Origin of the sequence: Parabacteroides faecalis, from assembly GCF_022809355.1 — a bacterium.
In the GTDB taxonomy this organism is placed as follows: Bacteria; Bacteroidota; Bacteroidia; order Bacteroidales; family Tannerellaceae; genus Parabacteroides; species Parabacteroides faecalis.
The window spans coordinates 22,840-45,298 of record NZ_JAKZMM010000008.1 but is presented as its reverse complement, the minus strand read 5'-3'; the positions used below and the strand labels follow the sequence as shown (position 1 = coordinate 45,298).

Here is a 22,459-nt window from a genome sequence, read left to right as displayed (position 1 = left end):
TTCTCTTTTTCCCTCATATCAACTATCGTCCTTCCCCATATACAGCTTCGCCCCACGCCATCCCGCCCGTTTCCTCTTTTACATAACAGATTTCTTTTCGCCTGCCTTGCCGCTGCGGATATTGTTTTGCAAAGGTAATGCTGGCGATTGTTCAAACACCAAATCGTCCATTGCATTTGACCGAAAAATCTTCCTCTGCGTGCAGAGCGTATTTTTCGCTCCCGATTTGGCTTTTTGATCGCCATCACTCTTGGAAAGCAAAAAATATCCCTTGGGCAGGCAGGAAAAGCCTCCGAAATAAGGGAAGAAAAAACATAAGAGCAATGGCACACAAGAATGACTATCAAATCCAAAAGCAGTTAGACAAGCCTCAGACTTGGTTCTGCAAATACTATCCCGCACGCATCCGCAATGTGGGTGAGAAGGAGATTGCCGACAGACAATTAGTGTTTGACTTCAAGGACGGAAGAGCCTACGAGGAAGTGGCGCAGCGCACCGCAGAGAATATGCTGACACTCTACGGCAAGGGTTGCGTGAACATCGTCTTCGCCCCCGTTCCAGCATCCACAAGCGAGAGCAACGAACTCCGCTACAAGGCTTTCTGCCACAGGGTGTGTGAATTGACAGGAGCGGAAAACGGCTACGAGCACGTGAGGGTATGCGGAGAGCGTAAGACCATCCACGATAACCGCAAGAACGAGGATGAAGTCCGCAAGGCGAATGTCGTTGAGTTTGATGAGCCGTTCTTCGACAACAAAATGGTGTTGGTCTTTGACGATGTGATAACCAAGGGTCTCAGCTATGCCAAGTATGCCAACCAACTCGAAAGGCTCGGGGCATGTGTTATTGGCGGTATGTTCCTCGCACGCACACATTATAAAGTAAGGTAAAGTATGACAAAGTACGACAAGGCAGTGTCCGTATGCTTCAGCGGACACCGCAGCGTACCTTTCGCCAAGCGGAGGGAGTTGAAGCAATGTCTCAAATCGGAGATAGCCAAGGCGTATGCCGACGGCTACCGGTATTTCTATTGTGGCATGGCAATGGGATTTGACCTGCTGGCGGCAGAAGCCGCCCTTTCGTTGCAATGCGAGTTGAAGGACTTGCAGGTGATAGCCGTTGTGCCGTTCCGTGGTCAGTCTGACCGGTGGAGCAAGGAAGAGCAAGCCAAGTATGATGCCATCCTGCGCATCGTGGATGACGTGGTCGTATTGAGCGAGCAATACTACAATGGCTGCCTTCTGAGGCGCAACGACTATATGGTCAACCGCAGTTCACGTCTCATAGCCTACTTCGATGGCAATCCCAAGGGCGGCACGTTCTACACCGTCAGAGAAGCCAAGAGGCAGGGATTGGACATAGTGAATCTTCATAATAGTGTATAACCCATAAAACAGAAAATGCTTATGGACGATATTGTTGCAATCATCGTTTGCTACTTCGTGTTCGGAGCTTTGGGCAATGTGCTCAGAGCTTTGTTCGGCGGAGAGAGACGAAACGACTTCCGCCGTGACCGCTAAGCGTCTTTAAACCAAGATACGCTGACAGCCATACGTCTGCACCTTACCCCAAAAAGATGCAGCGGATAATTGTGTCCGTAGGCAAGGATATTCAGATTCCTCACCTTAACATTTTGATAAAAATAAAGATACTGCTGCCTATATTTCAAGACAGCAGTATAAACCTTACTCTGCAGGTGCCCATTTGCAACGCACAGGAGAGACGATTGCACCCTCTGCTTTCAGCTGCTTCATGGCTGCATCTACCTCTTTGCGGTCGAGACCGCTGAGTTCTGCGATTTTACCTGCGTTGAGAGGCTGACCAGCCTCTTTCATTGTTGCCAATACTTTTTCTTTTGCGTCCATTGTTTTGATGATTTGATGTTTTGTTTATAATCTTGTTATTAACTCTTGTATTTTGTCTTCCCTTATAATCTTCGGTTGTGCCTTACCTGCCAGAACGAGAATTTTCTTCCCGTTTCTGTAGATGTGCAGCTGTCTGCTTCGTACCACTGCTGTCAAGGTCTCATCATCCTGCATGGCTTGCCATATAGGATAATACACACCTTCTGGTTCAAACAACTTCTTCTGAAGGTGTGAGCACATGTTGGTTGTATCTATTGTCATATCGTTACGTCATATCATTAACATGATTCTGCCAGCTTCTTTTGTGAACATTTCAGGGAAACGGCAGATTGTTGCATACACCTGCTTGCTTGTCACAGGCTGACCGTCCTTTCTCAGGTGCAGCCTATGACGATTGATGGCATCGGCAATCTGGTCGGTTGTCATGCCGCCATTTCGCTTTACCATCACATATACTATGGCTTCTTCTATCTTCATCCTTTATTCATCTGTTTTTCAATCCATGCCATCAATACGGCAACAGCATATTCCTGTTCTTCCTTGGTCAGTGCCCTGCCTGCTGAGATGTGATGCCACTTGAAGAAGCATCCCCGGCAACAACAGCCAGTGGCATGTTGAGCCAGGAAAACAGGATGCCCACGCATGGGAGTCTGCTTGCCGTCGTTCGGTATGACAGCCGGAGCAAGTCTTTTTGCCACAAAGTCCTCTGCGTGTTTTCGTATCGTCGGCAATCCCTTTTCCATTACATACTCCCTGTCTTGCTTGGACAGATGGAACCGGCTGCGAAAATCAGACTTTGCCAATCTCTCAAAGAGATTCGTCAGGTCATACTCTTTCTTATCACCAGGAACGCTTTCTTGCGGCTCTTCCTCTTGGAACAACGATGGATATATGTATTTCTGTGACATCATTATCTGTTGCTTCTGATTTCTAATGTTATATCCATATATGACCGCTTGCCGTCTATATAGTCTGCATAGAGTATTTCTTCGCTTCTGCCTTTCAGAATATGGCACTTACCGCACAGCTCACAGTTGTGCAGACATCTCCATTCATTCAGAACGTAATCCAAACGTTCCTCTCGTGTAGATGATTCAATAGAGGGTGTGCTCATAATCAGTGTCTCCCACAGCGTGGTCAATCAGTGCCTGAAACTCTTCTTCCGTATAGTCTTCTTCCCAACCATACGTTACGTCCTTTATGCCCAAAGTAAACCCAAATGCCTCAGAATAGGATATGCCAATTTCAGCTGCAAGGTCTCTTGCCGCTTGAAAAATCTGCTCTTCTTTGCTTAAGGGCAGTTGTTTCGCTTTCTTATGTTTTTTCTTTGGTTTCCCCATTTGAGTATATTCGTTTAATAATCAGCGTTGATGGGCATCTTGAAATTCCTGTATTTCTTTCGGAGTTCCTCATTTTGCGCCTTCATTTCCTCATACATATCATTCAGTGCGTCAGGAAATCCCCATCCACAAGGGCTTGCCCAACGAAGGCATTGCTTGATTCGGGAATCATACTTGTCCCAAAGGTCATAAAGCACGATGTGGCGCAATGTCTTGTCGAAATTACTCTCAACAGAATCATAGAATTGCTCCCACATGTCTCCATAGTCATAAGTGAACTGACAGGCATTCTCCATATAGAACACCATCAATTCTGCGACTGAATCTTCCGAAGGCTTCAGTTTCTTGAAGTCGGACAATGCCTTGCGGCACACTGAGAAGCGTGTCTTTGGCTCTCTGTTTCTGCTCGGATAGAACTCTTCCCGTATGATGTGCTTATACTCTTCCAGCTTCTGGCCCTCATTCGGCTCTGCATAGAAGTCAAGATATTCCTTTGCCTCTTTCCGTGCAGAATAAAGTTCCAATACCATTTTTATTATTTCACTCTTGTCCATGGACATGAGGACAGACTTTAATTTAGATTTTGACATTTCTGCTCTTTTATCTTAAAAACGGGTCAATCGTTGCCAGCAACTCTGATTTCTGCATCACACCGCTCGTCCTCCACAACACTTCGCCGCGTCTGAACAGCATCAATGTGGGCACAGACTGTATGCCATACTGACTTGCAGTCACCCCATACTTGTCCACATCTACCTTGATGATGCGGATTCTGTCACCCAACACTTCCTTCACCTGCTCAAGGATGGGGTGCATCATCTTGCATGGCTGGCACCAGGTGGCGAAGAAATCGACCAAGACAAGTTGGTCACTTGATATAACGTCTTTGAATGTTTCCATTACGATTTTCTGTAAAATTATGCTATTTTCTTTCCTGTTATCTTACAATACTGCCCTGCAAATGTTAAAATCGAGAAGAATTCAATGAAAAACCTTCGTTATTTCAAAGAATATTCGTACCTTTGCAGCGCTCATCTATAGATAGAAGGAGTTTCGAGACCCGGTTGCCTTTGATGCAATTCGGGTCTTGCGTTTTATAGTGGTGTCTGCAATCTCTTTTTCATCTTCTTTTCCAAAGCCTTTAGTCCATACTCTTTGTTAAGATGGTATGCTGTCAACAGATAGAATCCGTTGCTACGTTGTTGTTCCAAGACAATAACATACTTTTCCACTTTATCATAGATGTATGTTTTCTTGACCTTACGCTTTTTGCCGTCCCTCTCTTCTATGGTAAATACATCCAGATTGTCTGGTGTCAATTCTCTCACATGGTGATTTATCCAATGAAGCCTTTGTGAACGAGCCATCTCGAATACTCGCTTTGGATAAGTCGTACCGTCTTCGTTCTCAACCATGATTTCTTCACAGGTAAGATGCTTGAACAATCTTGCCATGTCAATCTCGCCATCTGTCTTTATAGGATAGATGCGCCACCCTCTGAATGAGAATTGACAGTTATCTTCTATATCACGCTTGAATATTGCATGAAGATCATGCTCTCTTTCTCGTTCACTGAGATATGCCAGTTCCAGCAGCTCAGGGTATTTCTTGATAATATTCAAACTGCTCATTGGCTATTTCAGTGCGATAAAAAACAAATTAAACTTCTTTCTAAATTTGGGAGTTGTGGTGTTGAGACTGATATTACTGTGTTTTTTTATCTTTTCAATCAGCTTCATTTTGGCTCTCACCCTTCCTTCAACTTCTCCCTTTTCATATCTAAGGTTGTAGTTGATGGCTCCCATTAGAACATCTGCCAATTGGATGAAGACACTTTCGTGTGAACGTATAAACTGAAACCTGCCAATGGAAGAGTTGTATTCCATTATTTTTCTGAGCCTCTCCAGCTTATCGCTACTGCATGTGTCCTTGATATCCATATATATGTTATATGTATAATCCATGTCCATCTTGTGATGCAGCAATTGGTAGTACATGCGAAAGTAGAAATCATTAAACGTATAGTCTTCTCGTTTCTCGTCAATCTGACTCTTGTCAACAACCACAGCCCTAAATTCCATGTCATTCATAAAGAACCAGTCTATAAGCTCTGCATAGACTTTATACGTGGCCTCGTGGACATTTGTCCATTTCAGCTCATCACTATAGCCGTGCTTCTTCTTAATATCTTTTATGGCATCTTTTGCCATGCGGATTTGTGTGTATGCTATACTTGTACATCCCAAAAGCATGTAGGGATGACCGTCATGCACCATGTGGGTGCTTTCATCACAGTAGATGTTGAATGTCTTATTCATTGTATCTGTTTTTTGTTTATTCTTTATTCCTTTTCTTCAGCGGTCCACTATGAGGTCCACGGTTCAGCGTCACACCATGCTTGTTGAGTATGCGGAACACGGAACTTCGGCTTGTGAAGCCGCTGATGGCAAAGATGTCATCTATGCTGTGCCCCTCGTTGTACATGTTCACGATATTCTTCTCACGCTCCAGTTTCGACAGTGCCCTTTCCGACTTCTTGGGCGGCCGGATATTCTGTTGCAGATGGATGATGTGTGCCGATGCCTTGCGCAGCACGGCACACTCCTCAGAGAGTGACCCGAACATACGGATGACCTGTGAGGGCTTGGTGTCGGGGAAAAGTTCGTCAAACGTATCGATGCGGTCTTGGATGGAGATGATGCGAACCACCTTCACACGGCAGTATTCTATGAATGTAGCCAGTTCACGGGTGCCACGCAGTGCGTTACTGAACCTCGACACCACCAGCTCGTCGCCGCGCTCCAGACTCGATATGAGCTGCTTCCACATCGGGCGCAGCCTCTCGTGTTCGGACAGTTCCTCTATCACCTGAACACAGCCGTATTGCTGCATCCAAGCCTTGTCTTCTGCATACTCTTCGCCATTGGTGGCGATAAAGATGTAACCTACTTTTGCCATACTGTTGTACGCTATTAAATGAAATCAAGTGCAAAGGTACACTATTTTTCCGAGAAACAATCATACTTGAACGAAAAATCATACTTAAACACGATAATTTGCCATTTTCTTTTCACTTGATTTCATTGAAAATCATACTCGCAAGTATGATACACAAATAAGATTAAACTTACTGTCATTCTTGCAAATATATCGCTGAAACGCATTAACTTTGCACCGTCAATTTCAAAATCAGACTCAAAATAATGACAACAATGAAATATGAAACCCAACTTTTCGGAGGACAAACCAACCTCCATTGCATGAAGCAAATATTGCATAATGCAAAATCAAACTCGCATGGCTGTATCAGACTTGCCATTTGTATTGCCACTGCGTTTGCCGTAGTCATGCTGACAGCATGTTCAGACGGAAACGGCACGAAGTCGTTCCATTCGAGCGATGAAGCCATCAGAGAGTATCATGGCTTTCTGACCACTCTTCGACAGAACGGCAAGGTCTCAATTCAGACATTAGTTAAGATTGTCAACGAATGGCGCGTGTTGGACGATTCCGTGACATCGTGCATCTCACGTGACACTGTCAGGAAAGCCCACTCATACCCGTTCACGGTATATCATGAGTTGAACGACTCCATCCACATCGAGCTGTGCCGTATGGCGATGTCTAAGCAACGCACCTTTCACGACCTGCTCTATCTCAGAGAACAGACCTCTTCCCATGTTGGTGATGAGGAACTACAGCAAGCCGTGAAGGAAGCACAGCCATTCTTCGCTTCCTTGGATAGCCTGCCTATATATAATAAAGGTGGTAAACAGGCGGTACTGAAGCGTTACCTGCTGTTCCTGCAAAAATCCGCCAAGCAAGGCATTCACGGCAAGGAAGACCTGCTCGCTTTCATCAAGGAAGAGCATTTGTATTTCAAATCCTTCCTGCAATACCTGCCGGATTTTGCTGACGATGACATCGGTGACATCATACGAAACACCGAACACTGCTGTCGGGAGATACTCCGTGCCGCCGACCGCAAGGATTTGTCCCACAAGGATGCAATGATATACCTCTCCATGCGCACCAACCACCGTCTGCTGCGCAACGCACAAGCGGCTATCGAGGATCTGAATAGTGGCAGGGTAAAGGACGAGCACACCATGCACGCCTACCTCCTGATGATGATGCAGCCGTTCATGACGATGGATGACCTTTCCGTGAGCGTGCTCTCCGACAAGGACAAGGCAGACCTCTACAAAATAGCCGATGCGCTCCCCAAGGAGATGGACGGTCTGGCCAAGAAACTGCACCTCGACAAGCAACGCCTGTCGGATATGCCCATGCTCATGATGAAGATTTATGTCACAAGATTATAAACACCCCAAACAGAGAATACGATTATGTTAGAACAGTTTTGCGATGATTTCCTTGCCGTCGTGCCTTTGCAGTTGCCAGAACTGCTGGACAAGCGCAAGATGGAGAAGCCTGTCAAGTATGACGATTACGTGCTTCTTACTTTCCAGTTGAACACCCCTTTCACGATAGAGGAGGTGATGGATATGCTCGAAGACGAGATGGAAATGATAATCCTCTATCACCACATTCCAAGCCGTCATACGGAGTTCGGACACAGCTGCTGTGCCTATTCCAACCCTTCTTTCGGACGGATGTTCAAGGTCAACGGCTCCACAGATGAGCGTGGCATGGTCAGCCAGATAAAAGTGACCATCTATGACTCGCTGGAGCACATGTCGGCAGATGTATGCCTCGACCTCAGTCTGCATTGCAAGAACGGGTTCTTCAAATACATGAAGCCCAAGGAGGAAGTCCTGCTCGACTTCATTTGAAAGTTACATTTGCCAGATGACAGTCCTGTTCTACCGCAACAACGCTCCATTCTGTTGTCCACAACAAAGGCCAAAGTCATGCCACAAGCTCCCGACCATCTGATGAAGGAAACGCTTTACATGAAGATTATCCATCTTCTCGACCGTCACCGCACATGGCTGGAGATTGAGAGCATCGCCACTGTCCGCAACCACACGATAGTCAGGAACGGCAGAATGACCGACATCCTCAGCCGTGTGCTTGTGGTCAAGGCCATCCACCATCATTTCCCCTACACGAGAGGGCAAGTGTGGCAGATAGCCGAGTACGACTTGGAACAGGCTATCAAGAGCCTTCGGACAACCGACGGAGCTTTCCGTCAGAGAATAATCAAGGGAGAACTGACACTGGAGGATGTGGAGCGTATCATATCCACTGCCACACACGGTGTCGTCCAGCCCGACCTGAGTCCACTTCCATTATTCACATGCTATACATATTATGACAAGTAAGATACTGTTTCTCATCCTGATGTCAGCGTTCTTCTTTGTGACGATGATTCTGCACAGAAGCCGCAGACAGTTTATGACACGGTTCTATCTGCGCATGACCGCGCTTGTGACAGCAAGGAAGCTCTACCGGTTGATGCTGCTCATCCTGCTGTACGTGTTCCACTTCCTCTACCTCTGTGTACACTATAACGACATAGGCGTAGTGGCTTCCACCATAGCGTTTGCCATATTCTTTGTCTTTATGGATGTGGAGAGGTGGCTACAGCGTCTGCACGAGGAGCGGACACCCTTCTGCATCGCCGCGTTGGCGGCAGTGGTGTTTGTCTTCACTCCTCATCTGTTCACGCTTGCTGTCACCATCTCCTTTGTCCTTCTGGCATCACTGTTCTATCCCTCGCGCATAGTCATATCGCTGTGGAAGAACAAGGCTGACCGCAAGATGCTCCTCGAAGACACAGAAATGCTCATCATATACTACTATTAAGTATCACCTGTATCATGCCGTTCCTTTTGTATAATGGAGCTGGCGACAAACAACAGTATTCACCAAACAGATTATTGAAATGAAGAAACAGAAACATAGAACGAGTTCCGGCAAGATGTCTGAACGGATGTCCCTGTTGGAGTTCTTGAAAGAGAGGTCCGGGATAAGGCTGTCGAAGCTCGAAGCCTACCTTGACCTTGTAGACAAGGCTTCTGTACAGTACATCCCCAAGGATCTGTGCAAGCAGGAGTTCAGCCTGTCCAACGGGCAGTTTGTAATCACCATTACCGAACTGGCAGGATGCTGGCATTGGCACCGCGCCACTGTCCGCACCTTCATCGAGCAGTTGGAGAAGATGAACCAGATTTCCGTCACCCGTCTCACGAAGAGCCAAATCATCACCATCCCGATGTTGGCTGAGACACCTGCCGTTTCTCCGATTGACGCAGCCTTGGATGTGTTCCGCCAGAAGATGTGTACCGCATTGGACGAATGGCGAAGCGGCAAGATGTCCGCATCGGCTTGCGCCTCGGAATGTGAACAACTCTACGAAGATGCAACAGAGGAAGTAGCCATTATCTTGCAGAAAGCCGACAATGGCAATTCAATTGGCAAGGTGCCATGCGTAAGAAACATTCCCGAATCTGTAGGACACGCCTTTTGTATGACTGCACTCACAGCTGTCTGCGAAGCCACCTTCCATCAGGTGCTTTCGCAGGAAACAGATAACGCCCTCGTTACCTCCCTTCTTCCCTTCTTTTACAAAGACCTGGGAGGAGACTGGCTCTCATTCATCGAGGCGGCAAAGGCAATATCAGAATTGGCATTGGATGGCAGCTCACCAGCCTTGCATCAGGAAAGCGCAGCCATCAAGTCACAGTTTCAGTCACTCTGCCGACCGTTCCTTGCCATTGTAGCCAACCAAGAGGGCTCCTGTCCATCAAAAGGCTGTATTAACCTCTAATAATCACCGTACAACGCTTCTTCTTTTCTACTGGCACAGTGTTTACACGTCTGCCATTGCTGTAAAATAATCGGGCTTGCCCGTTGGTCGGAAATGAGGGAATTTGGGTAGCCTAATACCCCTCTTGGTCTCCGACCATCGGGAGGCTGTCCTTACAAGCAGCAAGCTGGAGACAGGAGAGTTGTACACACATAAAAGGAAATAGGTTATGGCAACACCAAAACAGGTTATGGATTTCCGACCATCTAAGGGAATCACCACAGCACAGAGCAACGAGCACCAACGCCGTTGGACGGAAAAGGGTTGGGGATCCGCTGAATCAACAGGCAACTACGACCGCAGCCGTGAGCGGCTCAACTTCGAGGTTCGGGGCGGCAAGGTTTGTCCTATAGACAAGAGCCGAAGCATCCCGGAGCGCATGGCAGACATCCTGCGGAGCCGTGGAATCAAAGACCCCAACGAGGGACTGGCAGAGCCACGCTTCCGCACAGTGGTCAATTTCATCTTCGGAGGCTCACGAGAACGTATGACAGAATTGGCATTCGGTGACCAGAAGGTGAATCTCACTCACGGAGCGGACAATTCGCATCTAACCCGATGCAAGGACATTGAGGAATGGGCAAAGGATGTTTACCGCTTTGTTGCGGACAAATACGGTGAGGAGAACATCGTCGCTTTCATCTTACACTTGGACGAAACCAATCCGCACGTTCACTGCACCCTCTTGCCAATCAAGGACGGCAAGTTTGCATACAAACAGATATTCGCCGGAAAGGACAAGTACGAGTTTTCTGCCAGGATGAAAGCCCTGCACAGCGAATTTGCCGATGTCAACAAGCGTTGGGGCATGGAGCGCGGAACTTCCGTCTCAGAGACGGGAGCACGCCACCGCACCACCGAAGAATACCGCCGCCAGCTGTCAGAACAGTGCACCACCATTGAGCAGTCCGTCGCCACCCATCAGCGGACACTCGCCTCGCTCCAATCGGACATCCGTCTGGCAGAGCGGAGAGTAAAAGGACTCACCTCAATGGTCAACAACCTCTTGCAGGAGAAGGCTGAGAAGGAGGCGGCACTTGCTGAATTGCATCGGCAGATTCTTGCAGGTCACGACAATCCTGATGCTCTCCGTCAGCAAGTCCAAGAGCTGGAGCAGGAACTGTCCGCTATCCAGTCGAAACTGGACGACAAGCAGGAGAAGCTCTCAGAGGCTGACCGCAAGCTCGATGCCCTGCGTGAGGAGATGACCGCCATGAAGGAGCGCACGGAGGAGTTGCGGCAGGAGGCACACAGATATTCCGATACTATCCGACAAGGTGCGGACACCGTTCTCAGAAATGCCCTTCTCGAAAACATGGTCAGCGAGTTCTCCGAACGTGTGGCACGGCTTTCCAATGAGGGCAAGGACGTGTTTGACGGTTCCCTGCTTCAGGCCTTTGCGGAGAATGGAACGGAGGTGATGTACTGTGCCACGCTTCTATTCCTCGGCTACGTCGATGATGCCACCACCTTTGCCGAAGGTCATGGCGGTGGCGGCAGTTCGTCCGACCTCAAATGGGGACGTGACGATGACGAGGATGAACGCGCTTGGGCACGCCGTTGCATGATGAAAGCTGCACGCATGATGCGCCCCTCTTCCGGCAAAAGGAAGAAACGATAAGCGGCACTGTCACGTATCACCTGTTATAGTATTCACCAGATTAAATTGAACAACATGAGAAAAATACTTATTCTATCCCTTGGCTTCGCCCTTTCATTGGGTGCGCAAGCCAAAGACTATCACCGCACGGCGGACACCACCACCGTTGTATGCAGACTTTCGGCAGACGGTATGCTTCGTCCGCTTAAACCTTCCTACATGAAAGGGGCATTGGTAGCTTCGCCATGGACGGACAACTGGTTTGTCCAAGCGGCAGGAGGAACTACGGTCTTCCTCGGCAAACCGCTCGGATGCAACGACCTATTCGGTCGCATGAAACCGGCATTCTCCGTGTCGATCGGCAAATGGTTCACACCTTCCGTCGGCGGTCGTCTGAACTATGGCGGTATGCAGTTCAACGACTGCAACAACTCCTCGCAGGACTACCAGTACCTGCGTGCTGATTTCATGTGGAATGTCCTCGGCAACCTCTACAAGGACGATGTACACACTCTTGCCAGATGGAGTGTCATTCCATACGTGGGCGTGGGTATGCTGCACAACAAGGTGAATGCCCACAAGCCCTTTGCCATTTCCTACGGCATACAGGGGCAGTATCATCTCTCCCCACGCATTGCTGTTACGGCAGAGATAGGCAACATGACCACCATGCAGGATTTTGACGGCTATGGCAAGGCACACCGCCTTGGCGACCATCTGCTGTCCGCATCCCTCGGCCTCTCTGTCCGCATCGGCAAGACTGGCTGGAAGCGAGTGATAGACGCTCGCCCGTACATCGCACAGAACGAATGGCTTTCGGCATACGCCTCATCCCTTTCTGACAGCAACAGCCGCTATCACGCCCAGCACGATCGAGATTGTCAGACTCTGGAGCAGCTGCGCAAGATTCTTGCCATCGAGGGACTTCTGGACAAGTACGGCCACCTCTTTTCTGACGATGCCGCTTCTTCCGTCACAAATGGCTATCCTCGAAACGACTACAGCGGTCTCAACTCGCTGCGTGCAAGAATGAGAGACAAGTATGGTAATGGTCAAAAGACAAAGGTCATGGAGTCCGCCTCTTGTACAGAAGAATATGGCAATGCTGAAGGTGAGCCGGAAGACGATTACCTATCGCTCATCCACTCAGGAAAGGCTTGCATAGGTGCGCCCATCTATTTCTTCTTTGAACTTGGCACTGACAGGTTGCTCAACAGGTCACAGCTCGTCAATCTCGACGAAGTAGCACGCATCGCCAAGAAATATGGCTTGAAAGTTAAGGTCATCGGCGCTGCCGACAGTGCCACAGGCAGTGAAGCCATCAATGATAACCTCAGCCGTTCCCGTGCCAGATTCATTGCAGAGGAACTGATGAAACGTGGTATGGAAAATGGCACCATCTCTCAGATTTTCGATGGCGGCATTGACGATTACTCGCCCAATGAGGCGAACCGCCATACCAGAATCCTGCTGTATCTATAGCCAGACATACAGCTCCGAACAAGAGCACTAAAACTTTTTTTTCATTGATAAATTTTAGAAAGGGAGGGCTTGTCCGTGATGGATAGGCCCTCCCTTAATCATATATGTATTAACGCATATTCTATGCGCATATCTTTTTTTTATCCGTGTTTCTCAGTACTTGACCAGTCAAGCAGGAAGTCATATATACTCATTATCTGTATGCCGTTTTCGTCGCTCCACTGCTTGGTATGTTCTCCCACGATCAGCAGTTTGCGGAAAGAGTCATCTACAAGACGCAACGACCGTTTCTCCTGTTCCATCTTTTCTGCATCGGGCATACGCCACGCCGACTGGATGTAGATCCGCTCGCTCCCTTTGTTGCAGACAAAATCCACTTCCAATGTCACCCTCTGCTGCTTTCCTTCCGTATTCCTCACTCGATGATAGACGTTACCCACATCCACGAGCCATCCTCGCATACGCATCTCATTGTAGATGACGTTCTCCATGATATGTGTCGGCTCGCTCTGACGGAACGACAGAATAGCATTCCTCAGACCTACGTCCTGATAATAATACTTGGACAACGAACCTATGTATTTCCGTCCTTTGATGTCGAACCTTTCGGATTTTTCGATAAGGAAAGCATCCTGCATATATTCCAGATAAGCCGACACTGTCTTGTCGGTTATGCTCTGCACATTGCTTACGGACTTGAACGTATTGGCTATATTCAGTGCATTGACAGGTGCTCCTATACTGGATGCTACGGTCTTCGACAATTCTTCAAATTCAGGTCTCAGTTCTATGTTGTTCCGCTCGTAGATGTCACGTAGATATACCGTGCGATAAAGGCGACGCAGGAAATCAGCCTTCTTCTCATCCCCAACCTGTGTAAGTAGTTGCGGCAAACCTCCGTACAGTCTGTATTCAGCCCAACCGTCTTCTTTCGAACCATCATACACCGTCATGAACTCCTTGAAGGATAGTGGCCACACATGTATCTCGTCACCTCTGCCTCGGAATTCCGTCACCAGGTCAGAGGACAGGAAACGCGAGTTGGAGCCTGTGACATACACATCCGCCCCTTCGGTAACTGACAAGGAAGAGAGCACCTCTACAAAGTCTTCCACCTCCTGCACCTCGTCGATGATGATATAATAAGTCTCATAGTCAATCATCATCTTTTCCACCCAGTCCAACAGGTAGTCCGGGTTCTTGAACTCTCTGTTCTTCCTACTCTCCATGTCGATGACGAGAATATGGTCTTCTCTCACGCCCTCATCCAATAGATGCTGATGAAAGAGTTTCTTCAGAAGGAACGACTTGCCTGAACGTCGCAATCCTGTGATTATCTTTATGAGCCCGTTGTTCTTTGAACGGCTCAACTGTTCTATGTATCTATATCTGTTTACTATCATATTTTACGAAAAACTGTCACTTGTGACACTTTTTCGGAGGCAAAGTTATATATTTTATCCTAAATCAAAGAAAGAAATAAAGAAAAATGCACTAAAAATCAATGATTTTCCTGTTTTGTAGTGTCTATTCCACTTGCCGATGCCCATTTTTCTTTGCAAAGTTACTGCCCGGGCGAATGGTCAAGTACCGCCATGCTAACAGGCAGAGGACTGAACGACAGCTTTCCGCAAATCAAAGATTTGGGTATTTCATTAACTCCTCCGTCTGTTTTCTTGCCTTATCGCCCTCATTCCGCAGTCTTTTGATGCACGAAAAATCAGTTCCCGACAAGAGGAGCCGAAAGGCTTCAAAAGGAGGGAAGAAAAACAAGTTGAACAAATAATTTCTTTGCGTATGGAATTACACAGATTATCAGAAAACGAGCAGGCATTTGTCGAGTGCTTCTCACGGTTCGTAAACGGTCAGATGGGGTCAGCCGCCAAGGTAGGCAATGCCCTTGCAGATGACCATCGCTATCTTATCAACGAAAAGGGCAAGGTGGTGTTTGCCTTCTTGGAACGCCTTGCCAACGACTATCAAAAAGGTCGTTATGACCAGCGTGACGAGTGGGTGTGCCGATTGGCAGCAGAGGCCATCGAACACCTTGTAGAGAACAGAATGTATTACAGAACACTTAACAACGATTGACTATGGCAAGCAGATTGATTACACCCGTATTGGAGGAGATACTGAAATCCTATCCTCTGTATTCACAGGACGGCAAAGGCAAGGATGCCGTTTGTGTGGCAATATTCTTCATCGGACACGTCCGTTGGTTCGTACTTGAAGGACAGCCGGAAGGTAACGACACCACGTTGTTCACCATCGTATGCGGTCTGCATGAAACGGAGTATGGCTATACCTCCGTCAATGAAATGGAGAGCGTAAAGGTGGATGGCTCCAAATATGGAGTGGACGAGATATTTCAAGTGGAGCAGTTGGACGGCTTCAAGCCGGTGAAACTGAAGAGCATTCCAGACGAGGATTTACAAGCATTCCTTCATAATATGGAATGACCCCAAATTAAATCAGCCGCAGGGACATTACTCCTTGCGGCTGACTATTGTTAGTACCTACTATGAGTAGTAAAGCCTACGATTAGTATATACTACGATACTACTCTCATCTTCGGAAAGCGGACTTGGCAACGTGCTCCTCTTGTACCTCTTCCTTCTGGTACTCCTCCATGTCAAGCAGTTGCTCATACGCAGAGCTGATGTTTGCGTCCATAGAATGGTTGTGGCTGAAAGGGAAGGTATGCTTCACAGAGAGTCCTGCATTGGTCACAGTCCCCACATCCAGGCTATCCTTATCCTTGTTATATTGCAGGTTCAGCAAACCACCATTCGGCATTTGGAATATCGGCATTTTTCGCTGCGCCAATTCCGAAAACTCTTCGGCGGTCATCTCCCTCGCCACAGCCTTCACGTCCTCACTGGCACGTCCTATGCCATAGCGAGTGATATGGTCACGCACTTCTTGCTCCGTATGCTTCAGGAACACCTCATACGTACCGCCGACACTCCCGTTATAGACCACTGCAAAGTCCTTGTCCTCTATTAGCAGGTCATCGCCTCTGTTCTGGCACGGCTTCCTGTAGGTCTGCTCCTCGTCCATGCCGTTCCCGTCATAGTATTCCTTGGCAAGCGTCAGCAGTCCTTGATAGTCACCTTTCTCCTTTAGCTTATCCAGTTCCGATGTGTCATCCGTTGATTGGAGATAGGCGATGGAGGCATAATAGACGTTTTCTTTCGATTGTGAAGGCTCTGTCAGGCTTTTGTACTGGGCAAAAGCCTCCTGATAATTGGTGTCAAGGTCTTTGCCGTGGTCGTAAGGAACAGAGAGTTTCACTTCCAGACCGTTACTCGTCGGCACAGCAATCTTTACAGAGTCCTCCTTCTCATGATGCTGGATATATACAGCAGAACCATTATATGCCAAGACTGCATGGTCGCCGTCATCTATGGATAGATAACTTTTCCCTTGCCCGTTTTCCTGCTCAGCCTTTTTCTCCTGGTCTATCTCCATAGCAATCTTGTCGATATGCTGCGTGAGCATTGAGGTAGCTTTTTTCACATCGAGTAGCGTGGTCTTGATGAACTGCGGCGACTCCTTCAGCGAATCCAGCCAAGACTTCAAATAGGCAGCCGAATCTCCTTTCAGATGCTTTGTCATGCCATACCGCTGAGCGGTCAGCGCAGCCGTCAGTTCTGCCACCAGTTCCTCGCGTGCATACTCTGCCGAGCCGAAGGTAGCGGGCTTGATGCGGTCTAACTGTCCCTCCGCACCCGTGGAGTGTCCCATCTCGTGGAAAAGGTTCGAGTAGAAAGACTCCCCATCCTTGAACTGCCTTTTCTCAGGCATCACAATCTCATTCTTGCTGATGGAGAAATAGGCGGAATCACCGAACATCGGTTTGATGGGACATATCCAACGGTTGTCCGCTATCATCCTATCCACGGGTTCAAAGGCAAACTGCTCGTCCTTCTCTACCTTGGGCATCGAGTATTCCTGTTCCAGTTTCTCCCAAAACTCTGGTCTGACCTCCTTCAGGTTGGTCTGCGCCACATTGAAGACATGGTAAGTCTGAAGCTTTGGATATACATTGTACTTTTCGCGCTCTTCCTGAGAGAGCAGTTTGTAGTCCTCCCACTTGATGTGTTCCTTTGTTTCCTTATTGACCACCGTAAACGTGGTGAGCATCACGGGGAAAGAATGCTCACCTTTCAGTACTGACACACGGGGCTTCTGTTCCTCGTCTTTCTTGCCAGTTTTGTTAAACTGCTGTATGCGGTCGAAGGTACAGAAGCGAGGAATCTTGTAACCCTCCTTCTCGCAATGCAGGAGCAACATCATAGCGTTCATGCCATTATATTCTCGTCCGTTCAGGTTTTTCGGCCATTGCAACGCACCTTCAGTAAACCAGGGCTTTTTCCATCCGTCTTTGCCCGACAGCGACTGAATACGCTCAATCATCATATCGGCAAACAGGTCGAGTGCCTTGTCTTCGGCACTCGGACCTTCCTTAGCATAAGGCTTTCCCATAGTCAATTAACCATTATAGGGCTGCGGAACATATTCGCTCATTTCAGACACTCGGCAGGAGAAGTCCAGTTTGTCATTGAAGACACTGACAGACAATGCCCCTTTGATGTTCGCTTTCACGCCTGGTTGCAGCCATGCCTCGCATTTGCCATCGAATAGGAAGAAACTTACCCAGATGTATTCAAATCCGTCCTGTACTTTCTCTGCGCTGAAAGCGGAGAACTGGCAGTACGGCACACCATTCTTGTCCGTCTTGTCCTCAATGCTCTTGCCCACCTTGCCGCGGAACTCCATCACGCCCTTGATGCAGTCCTCTGCCTCGTCAGGCTGGTGGCTGATGCTGCTTGCCGACAGGTTGAAATAAAGGACATCGCCCCATTTTCTTGGTACCAATACACCGGCTACCTCAATGCGTTCGCCGATGTTGCAGCTGCCCACCTCCGTCAGTGTCCCATCTTTGATGACCGACACCTCGATGGTCTTGTTAATCCCGCTCTTCGCTGGAATGACTACGTTCATGGCAAAGCTCACGAATGCCTTGCCCTCCTTGTTCGTGCGGCAGGTCGCAGCCTTGCTGACCGTTCCGCACACTGTTACATTACATTTGATCATTGCTCGATACTATTTGAATTATACATATCCATCGTCCAAGTGAAATGTCTTAGCAATGACAATAATCTCTTTTCAATCATCATATACTAGCGCACGTATCAGTTCATAGACTATCCACGCTGCTATGATAAGTTGGAAGCCGAGATAGATGATGGCCACGGTCTGACCGAAAAGCCATTGGGTAAGCATGAAGTGTCCTGCCACAGCTACCATACCCACCAGCAATGTACACAGATGACTTGCTATCCTTTTCATTTCCTTTGCAGATTTTGTTGTTGACTCTCAGCCTCCATCCCTTGCTCGAAGTTCTGCGAAGCCTGCTGTGTCGCCACGATGCCTGTCACCATTCCCGCAATCTTCGTCCGTTTGCTTTCTTCCGACAGATTGGCATTGCCCAAAATGAGCGACAGGCGGTTCATCTCCGAGGAGGTCAGTTCACGGTCAATCTTCACCGTACCGCTCTCTGCATGAAGCACAGTCTTGCCGTTCTCACCCACAGTAATGGTGCATTGCCTCATGCCTGGAACAAGCGAGGTCAAATCTACGAGCCGGTTGGCTGCCATGGCAGAGATAAGTCCTTTTTGTCGTTCCTCATCATTGCTGTCAATCTGCGCTGCCAACATCATCAGCGACATGAAGGTGGTCATCGCCATGTCGAGTATAGGGTCATTCGTTCCCGAAATGCCCACGCCGCTGTCCTCCGAGGAAAGGATTTTCTTCATCCAGTCCTCCGACGAAACCTTCTGCTCCTGTGGCGCATTGCTCTTGTATTTTGCCAACAGGTCATTGCCGTTATGCAGGGCCTGTAGCTTGATGTTGCCTTTCTGTCCGATTTCTGCCAGATAAGCGGCTGGATCCATATCCCTTTTTGAGCCGTCAGCCGATACACTCTTCACTCCGAAATGCAGATGCTCGCCAGTGGTTCTGGTGCCGGTATTTCCCGACACCCCCAACTTCTGACTGGCATTAACCACGTCACCTACCTTTACTGCTATGTCAGACAGATGCAGGTAGGAGCATTGCACCTTGCTGCCATCCTCACGGCTGTATTCCACGGTGACGGATTTCCCTCCTGCCGTGTTCGCATTATGGTTCACCGCCACCACCTTGCCGCCGTTCTCCGTGGCCAACACCGCCTCATGGTTCGTCTTGATGTCAATGCCCTTGTGCATCTGCTGCTTGGTGGCATCCATCGGATCCTGGCGATTGCCGAAAGGCGAGGTGATGAAGAGAAACTCCTCTCGCTCCACAGGAAAGGAATACCCGGCAGACTGCGGTACATGGGCAGCAGGCATTTCTCTACGAGGATTATTCTCCACCCCGAACGACCGACCTTCTGCCCGCATCTCAGCCATCACCTCACTGTCATACTTGTCCAGTCCGTTGGCTTCAATGATGCGCTGCAGACTTGCAGCATAACCGCCGCCCGTGGCATAGCCGGCACGCTCAATGCCCTTCGTCCATCCCTTGTAGTCGTCAGGCGACAGCGTGAAGCACTGCGCATAACGCTTGTTCTGCTTCAGGAACTGCGAGTGATGCTCATAACTGTCACCCACGCTTTTGTACTTACAGAATTTCTCGTTGGGCCTATCATCCGTATAGACTCCATACTCTCCGCCATTCTTCAACCACGATGCCGTAGCCTTGATGCCAAAGTGGTTGTTGCATTCGCGCGACAGTTGGCTCTGTCCGTTGCTGCTCTCCAGTATGGCTTGCGCCAAGATGACGGAGGCAGGAATCCCATACATCCGCATCTGTTCTTTGGCTTCCTCCGCATATTGTGCGGCATACGCTGCGTTCTTTCCCATAAGCCTATCTCCTTAGACTGGTGTGTTGTTCTGTTTCTTGACTTTCCTGTGCCATCTGCTTTCCTGTCTCTTTTCCAGGTGACACCATCTCCGTAATTCCACGCTTCGATGATGTTGTCTGCTTCGGCATTTCCAACTGGTCACAGATGGCCACCCGTTCACCAGCACGAATGAGCTTCGGCAGATAGGTGTCGAGGGCATGATATGGGAATCCTGCCATTGCCAACGGCTTGCCTTCATCATCCTTGCGCCCATTGCTCTTTGTCAGCGTAATACCCAATATTTTGGATGCCTTCACCGCATCATCCTTGTAGGTCTCATAGAAGTCACCGCAGCGAAACAAAAGAATGGCATCAGGATGCTTCTTCTTCAAGTCAAGATATTGTTGGACAAGGGGAGAGACAGCAGCCTTGACAGCCTTTTCATCCTTCTTTTCTTCTTTCTTTTCCTCTTGTTTCTTCTCTTCCCTTTGTTCAGAGCTTTTATCTTCCTTAAGTACCACTTCCTTCTGTTCATCATGCTTATCGACAATTGCCGTCTCCGCTTGCTTCACCTCCGTCGCTTCTTCCTGCTTCTCTTGTGTACTTTGCTCGACATTGTTGTCTTTCTGCAATACATCAGCAAACAGCGAGGCGGCAAGGTTCTGCTTGTAGGAATCCCTGTCAGGAGCCACCCACAATCGTTGCCATTGTGACGGACTGACACTTCTCGGCTGCAACTTCTTGCCGTCAATAGTGGCTGCACACAGGCATTCGCCCGATTTGGCACGGAATACTGCCACACGCTGGATGCGGTTCAAATCAACCTCCTGCTCATTACCTCCGAAGATGTCCACCTTCAGGTCGGGTTTCGCCTCTGCCATAGCATAATACTTCTGTGCCAGTTCCTCACGCACACGCTCGATGTTGTCCATCGACTGCTTCAAGGTGGTGAAGAAATGATTGAGGTCTCCTTTGTCGGGATAGACGGCAAAGCCCTCCTTACCTTCGGGCTTGATGTACAATGCCCACCGCTCCTTGTCATCCTTTACCAACTGCACATTGTCGAAACCGATGTCACGGCTGTGGGTTACGGCCTCAGAAGCATCCAACGAGGATAGGTCTTCGATAGACCAGTTGCGCAGTCTTGATACCGTGATTTTCTTGTCGGCGAAATAACTGTCGTCGGGACGGAAGCCCAAGGCTCCGTCGGGATTGTAGAAACGCACGTTGTCATAACCCTCTTTCTGCAAGGCATTGGTGAAGCGTTGCTTGTTCATGCCCTTGATCTCGTTGTTCACCTCCAACGATGCACCCTGTGGCAGCACCACATCGGCGGTCTTGCTGGCATCATCACGCACGATGACCACAGTACGCTGCTCCTCGTTGGGATGCTGCTTGATTTCGTCTGCTACGAAGTAGTGGTTGGGCAACTGCACCTGTATCTGCGCCGTCTCTCGCTGATGCTGGTCGGTGGCATACTCCACCTTTTCACCCAGTTCGGCTTTCTTCAACACCTTCAGCGCACCGTTCACCTCACTCTCGATGGCATCAATCAGACAAGGGTCTTCCTTCAGTTCCCTCGTCCAATAGTCCACCATGCTAAGGCTGTCCTTTGACAGACGGGCAGGCAGTCCCAGTTCGAGCATCTTCACGCCCGAAGCTATCTCAGTGATGAGTCGTTCCTTCTTCACGGCATCCTCCGACGGGGCTTTGCCGTTCTTCATGACCATGCCCTCACGTGCCAACCGCTGCTGATGACCGGTGGCAGACACCAACTGACGCATCATCTCCTGTACATAGTCATTGTAGTGCTCGAAGTCACGCTGCCGTGGCAGGTAGATGACATCCTTCTCGGTGTCGTAGTGCGCCACACCCGTGCCGTCCTGACGTACATTCACGAGGTTGTCCTTCATCTTCTGAAGGAATCCGTTGACGCACCCATGCAGCTGCTTGTCCTCCTTGTCGCCATAACCTCTATCCTCCACCGTGCCATCCTTCTTCAATGCCGTAGTGTAGGCTGTTTCGTTAGCCATAGGCAGTAGCGTCTGGTCGATATTGAACAGCACACGGATCTCACGGTTTTTCACTCCCTTGTACTGCTGTTTGTCCTGTTCCGACAGTTCTGCGTATGCCTCCTTGGTGATGACATCGTCGGGATTGTTGCGGTTGACGTACTTATTCCAATTGTAATACAGGAACGGCACACCTTTCTCATGCTCCCTCACGCTCTCACCCCGTGCCTTCGCTTCGGAGAACTGCGTAAACAGATTGCTCTTGCAACCCTTGGCATCGGAGTCAAGGGCAAGGACAAGGGCATTGAACGGACTGACCGAAAAGCCCTTGGGATAGAGCTTCGGATAGAGTTTGCCGCTTGCATTCAACCAATGTCCCTTGGCATCCACCGCACTCGTCAGTGCCTCAGTGAGCAGCGACACCTGCTTCTCCGCCGTCCGCTTCTCAAATTCTGATTTCTCTTTCATGCTTTTATCTTTTTGTTTATCTCAATCA

Annotated in this window: 30 protein-coding genes; 11 read left to right on the top strand and 19 right to left on the bottom strand. The window is 48.8% G+C overall.

Annotated elements, in window-relative coordinates:
• Positions 1-78: 78 nt before the first annotated feature.
• Positions 79-330: a hypothetical protein gene (locus MUN53_RS04590; protein ID WP_225494525.1), complete on the bottom strand. Its 252-nt coding sequence runs from the start codon at positions 328-330 to the stop codon at positions 79-81.
• Between MUN53_RS04590 and MUN53_RS04585 the strand changes: the two genes are divergently transcribed.
• The gene (locus MUN53_RS04585) at positions 324-890 is read left to right on the top strand and encodes a hypothetical protein (protein WP_005816315.1); all 567 of its coding nucleotides are present in this window, start codon (positions 324-326) and stop codon (positions 888-890) included. The genes MUN53_RS04590 and MUN53_RS04585 overlap by 7 nt on opposite strands.
• 3 nt (positions 891-893) lie before the next feature.
• Positions 894-1,385 (top strand): SLOG family protein, encoded by a 492-nt coding sequence (locus MUN53_RS04580; protein ID WP_005816313.1) that lies wholly within the window; start codon positions 894-896, stop codon positions 1,383-1,385.
• 300 nt (positions 1,386-1,685) lie between these two features.
• Here the strand turns inward: MUN53_RS04580 and MUN53_RS04575 are convergent, their stop codons facing one another.
• The 11 genes from MUN53_RS04575 to MUN53_RS04525 form a co-directional block, all read right to left on the bottom strand.
• Positions 1,686-1,865: a transcriptional regulator gene (locus MUN53_RS04575; RefSeq protein WP_005816310.1), complete on the bottom strand. Its 180-nt coding sequence runs from the start codon at positions 1,863-1,865 to the stop codon at positions 1,686-1,688.
• Positions 1,866-1,889: 24 nt separating this feature from the next.
• Complete coding sequence (locus tag MUN53_RS04570; protein ID WP_005816304.1) at positions 1,890-2,126, bottom strand: hypothetical protein; 237 nt, start codon at positions 2,124-2,126, stop codon at positions 1,890-1,892.
• Positions 2,127-2,135: 9 nt separating this feature from the next.
• Positions 2,136-2,342 (bottom strand): hypothetical protein, encoded by a 207-nt coding sequence (locus MUN53_RS04565; protein ID WP_005816302.1) that lies wholly within the window; start codon positions 2,340-2,342, stop codon positions 2,136-2,138.
• The gene (locus MUN53_RS04560) at positions 2,339-2,776 is read right to left on the bottom strand and encodes a DUF4186 domain-containing protein (protein WP_005816300.1); all 438 of its coding nucleotides are present in this window, start codon (positions 2,774-2,776) and stop codon (positions 2,339-2,341) included. Before MUN53_RS04560 ends, MUN53_RS04565 begins: the two co-directional genes overlap by 4 nt.
• On the bottom strand, positions 2,776-2,979 hold the full coding sequence (locus MUN53_RS04555) for a hypothetical protein (RefSeq protein WP_008144459.1): 204 nt from the start codon (positions 2,977-2,979) through the stop codon (positions 2,776-2,778). The genes MUN53_RS04560 and MUN53_RS04555 overlap by 1 nt, the downstream gene beginning before the upstream one ends.
• Positions 2,960-3,205 carry a hypothetical protein gene (locus MUN53_RS04550; RefSeq protein WP_243323570.1) on the bottom strand — a complete coding sequence of 82 codons (246 nt, stop codon included), beginning with the start codon at positions 3,203-3,205 and terminating at the stop codon, positions 2,960-2,962. Before MUN53_RS04550 ends, MUN53_RS04555 begins: the two co-directional genes overlap by 20 nt.
• A gap of 14 nt (positions 3,206-3,219) precedes the next feature.
• A complete protein-coding gene (locus MUN53_RS04545) occupies positions 3,220-3,795 on the bottom strand; it encodes a DUF6155 family protein (RefSeq protein ID WP_007837469.1) in 576 nt (191 codons plus the stop codon).
• 10 nt (positions 3,796-3,805) lie between these two features.
• Positions 3,806-4,105 (bottom strand): thioredoxin, encoded by a 300-nt coding sequence (gene trxA / locus MUN53_RS04540; RefSeq protein WP_005816294.1) that lies wholly within the window; start codon positions 4,103-4,105, stop codon positions 3,806-3,808.
• 194 nt (positions 4,106-4,299) lie between these two features.
• Positions 4,300-4,836 carry a hypothetical protein gene (locus MUN53_RS04535; protein ID WP_005816292.1) on the bottom strand — a complete coding sequence of 179 codons (537 nt, stop codon included), beginning with the start codon at positions 4,834-4,836 and terminating at the stop codon, positions 4,300-4,302.
• A 3-nt stretch (positions 4,837-4,839) separates the two neighbouring features.
• On the bottom strand, positions 4,840-5,523 hold the full coding sequence (locus tag MUN53_RS04530) for a DUF3800 domain-containing protein (protein ID WP_005816290.1): 684 nt from the start codon (positions 5,521-5,523) through the stop codon (positions 4,840-4,842).
• A gap of 16 nt (positions 5,524-5,539) precedes the next feature.
• Positions 5,540-6,163: a recombinase family protein gene (locus MUN53_RS04525; RefSeq protein ID WP_005816288.1), complete on the bottom strand. Its 624-nt coding sequence runs from the start codon at positions 6,161-6,163 to the stop codon at positions 5,540-5,542.
• A gap of 254 nt (positions 6,164-6,417) precedes the next feature.
• On the opposite strand from MUN53_RS04525, the gene MUN53_RS04520 reads away from it, so the two are divergent.
• From MUN53_RS04520 to MUN53_RS04505, 4 genes are all read left to right on the top strand, one after another.
• The gene (locus tag MUN53_RS04520; protein WP_243323569.1) at positions 6,418-7,530 is read left to right on the top strand and encodes a hypothetical protein; all 1,113 of its coding nucleotides are present in this window, start codon (positions 6,418-6,420) and stop codon (positions 7,528-7,530) included.
• A gap of 24 nt (positions 7,531-7,554) precedes the next feature.
• Positions 7,555-8,001: a hypothetical protein gene (locus MUN53_RS04515; protein ID WP_004319947.1), complete on the top strand. Its 447-nt coding sequence runs from the start codon at positions 7,555-7,557 to the stop codon at positions 7,999-8,001.
• A gap of 54 nt (positions 8,002-8,055) precedes the next feature.
• Positions 8,056-8,493 carry a hypothetical protein gene (locus MUN53_RS04510; RefSeq protein WP_224204808.1) on the top strand — a complete coding sequence of 146 codons (438 nt, stop codon included), beginning with the start codon at positions 8,056-8,058 and terminating at the stop codon, positions 8,491-8,493.
• A 73-nt stretch (positions 8,494-8,566) separates the two neighbouring features.
• Positions 8,567-8,977: a hypothetical protein gene (locus MUN53_RS04505; protein ID WP_008766906.1), complete on the top strand. Its 411-nt coding sequence runs from the start codon at positions 8,567-8,569 to the stop codon at positions 8,975-8,977.
• Here MUN53_RS04505 and MUN53_RS04500 read toward each other — a convergent pair.
• Positions 8,961-9,371, bottom strand: coding sequence for a hypothetical protein (locus MUN53_RS04500; protein ID WP_229127720.1), 411 nt, complete (start codon positions 9,369-9,371; stop codon positions 8,961-8,963). The genes MUN53_RS04505 and MUN53_RS04500 overlap by 17 nt on opposite strands.
• On the opposite strand from MUN53_RS04500, the gene MUN53_RS04495 reads away from it, so the two are divergent.
• The 3 genes from MUN53_RS04495 to MUN53_RS04485 all read left to right on the top strand — a co-directional run bounded on the left by MUN53_RS04495 (position 9,333) and on the right by MUN53_RS04485 (position 13,062).
• A complete protein-coding gene (locus MUN53_RS04495; protein ID WP_243323568.1) occupies positions 9,333-9,941 on the top strand; it encodes a hypothetical protein in 609 nt (202 codons plus the stop codon). The genes MUN53_RS04500 and MUN53_RS04495 overlap by 39 nt on opposite strands.
• A gap of 208 nt (positions 9,942-10,149) precedes the next feature.
• Positions 10,150-11,601: a MobV family relaxase gene (gene mobV / locus MUN53_RS04490; RefSeq protein WP_005816278.1), complete on the top strand. Its 1,452-nt coding sequence runs from the start codon at positions 10,150-10,152 to the stop codon at positions 11,599-11,601.
• 54 nt (positions 11,602-11,655) lie between these two features.
• Positions 11,656-13,062, top strand: coding sequence for an OmpA family protein (locus MUN53_RS04485; protein ID WP_005816276.1), 1,407 nt, complete (start codon positions 11,656-11,658; stop codon positions 13,060-13,062).
• A 140-nt stretch (positions 13,063-13,202) separates the two neighbouring features.
• On the opposite strand, the gene MUN53_RS04480 is transcribed toward MUN53_RS04485, so the two are convergent.
• A complete protein-coding gene (locus MUN53_RS04480; protein ID WP_005816273.1) occupies positions 13,203-14,465 on the bottom strand; it encodes an ATP-binding protein in 1,263 nt (420 codons plus the stop codon).
• Between the two features lie 394 nt (positions 14,466-14,859).
• Between MUN53_RS04480 and MUN53_RS04475 the strand changes: the two genes are divergently transcribed.
• Together MUN53_RS04475 and MUN53_RS04470 are read left to right on the top strand one after the other, a co-directional pair.
• The gene (locus MUN53_RS04475; protein WP_005816271.1) at positions 14,860-15,153 is read left to right on the top strand and encodes a hypothetical protein; all 294 of its coding nucleotides are present in this window, start codon (positions 14,860-14,862) and stop codon (positions 15,151-15,153) included.
• Positions 15,154-15,155: 2 nt separating this feature from the next.
• Positions 15,156-15,521, top strand: a complete 366-nt coding sequence (locus MUN53_RS04470; protein WP_005816269.1) for a DUF2958 domain-containing protein — start codon at positions 15,156-15,158, stop codon at positions 15,519-15,521.
• 106 nt (positions 15,522-15,627) lie between these two features.
• Here MUN53_RS04470 and MUN53_RS04465 read toward each other — a convergent pair whose 3' ends face one another.
• The 5 genes from MUN53_RS04465 to MUN53_RS04445 form a co-directional block, all read right to left on the bottom strand.
• Complete coding sequence (locus MUN53_RS04465) at positions 15,628-17,550, bottom strand: zincin-like metallopeptidase domain-containing protein (RefSeq protein WP_005816267.1); 1,923 nt, start codon at positions 17,548-17,550, stop codon at positions 15,628-15,630.
• A gap of 6 nt (positions 17,551-17,556) precedes the next feature.
• The gene (locus MUN53_RS04460; protein WP_005816265.1) at positions 17,557-18,162 is read right to left on the bottom strand and encodes a hypothetical protein; all 606 of its coding nucleotides are present in this window, start codon (positions 18,160-18,162) and stop codon (positions 17,557-17,559) included.
• Positions 18,163-18,234: 72 nt separating this feature from the next.
• Positions 18,235-18,417, bottom strand: a complete 183-nt coding sequence (locus MUN53_RS04455) for a hypothetical protein (protein WP_005816263.1) — start codon at positions 18,415-18,417, stop codon at positions 18,235-18,237.
• Positions 18,414-19,970, bottom strand: a complete 1,557-nt coding sequence (locus MUN53_RS04450; protein ID WP_005816260.1) for a glucosaminidase domain-containing protein — start codon at positions 19,968-19,970, stop codon at positions 18,414-18,416. Before MUN53_RS04450 ends, MUN53_RS04455 begins: the two co-directional genes overlap by 4 nt.
• A gap of 4 nt (positions 19,971-19,974) precedes the next feature.
• Entirely contained in the window at positions 19,975-22,431 is a 2,457-nt protein-coding gene (locus tag MUN53_RS04445) for a MutS N-terminal domain-containing protein (protein WP_005816257.1), read from the bottom strand.
• Positions 22,432-22,459 lie beyond the last annotated feature (28 nt).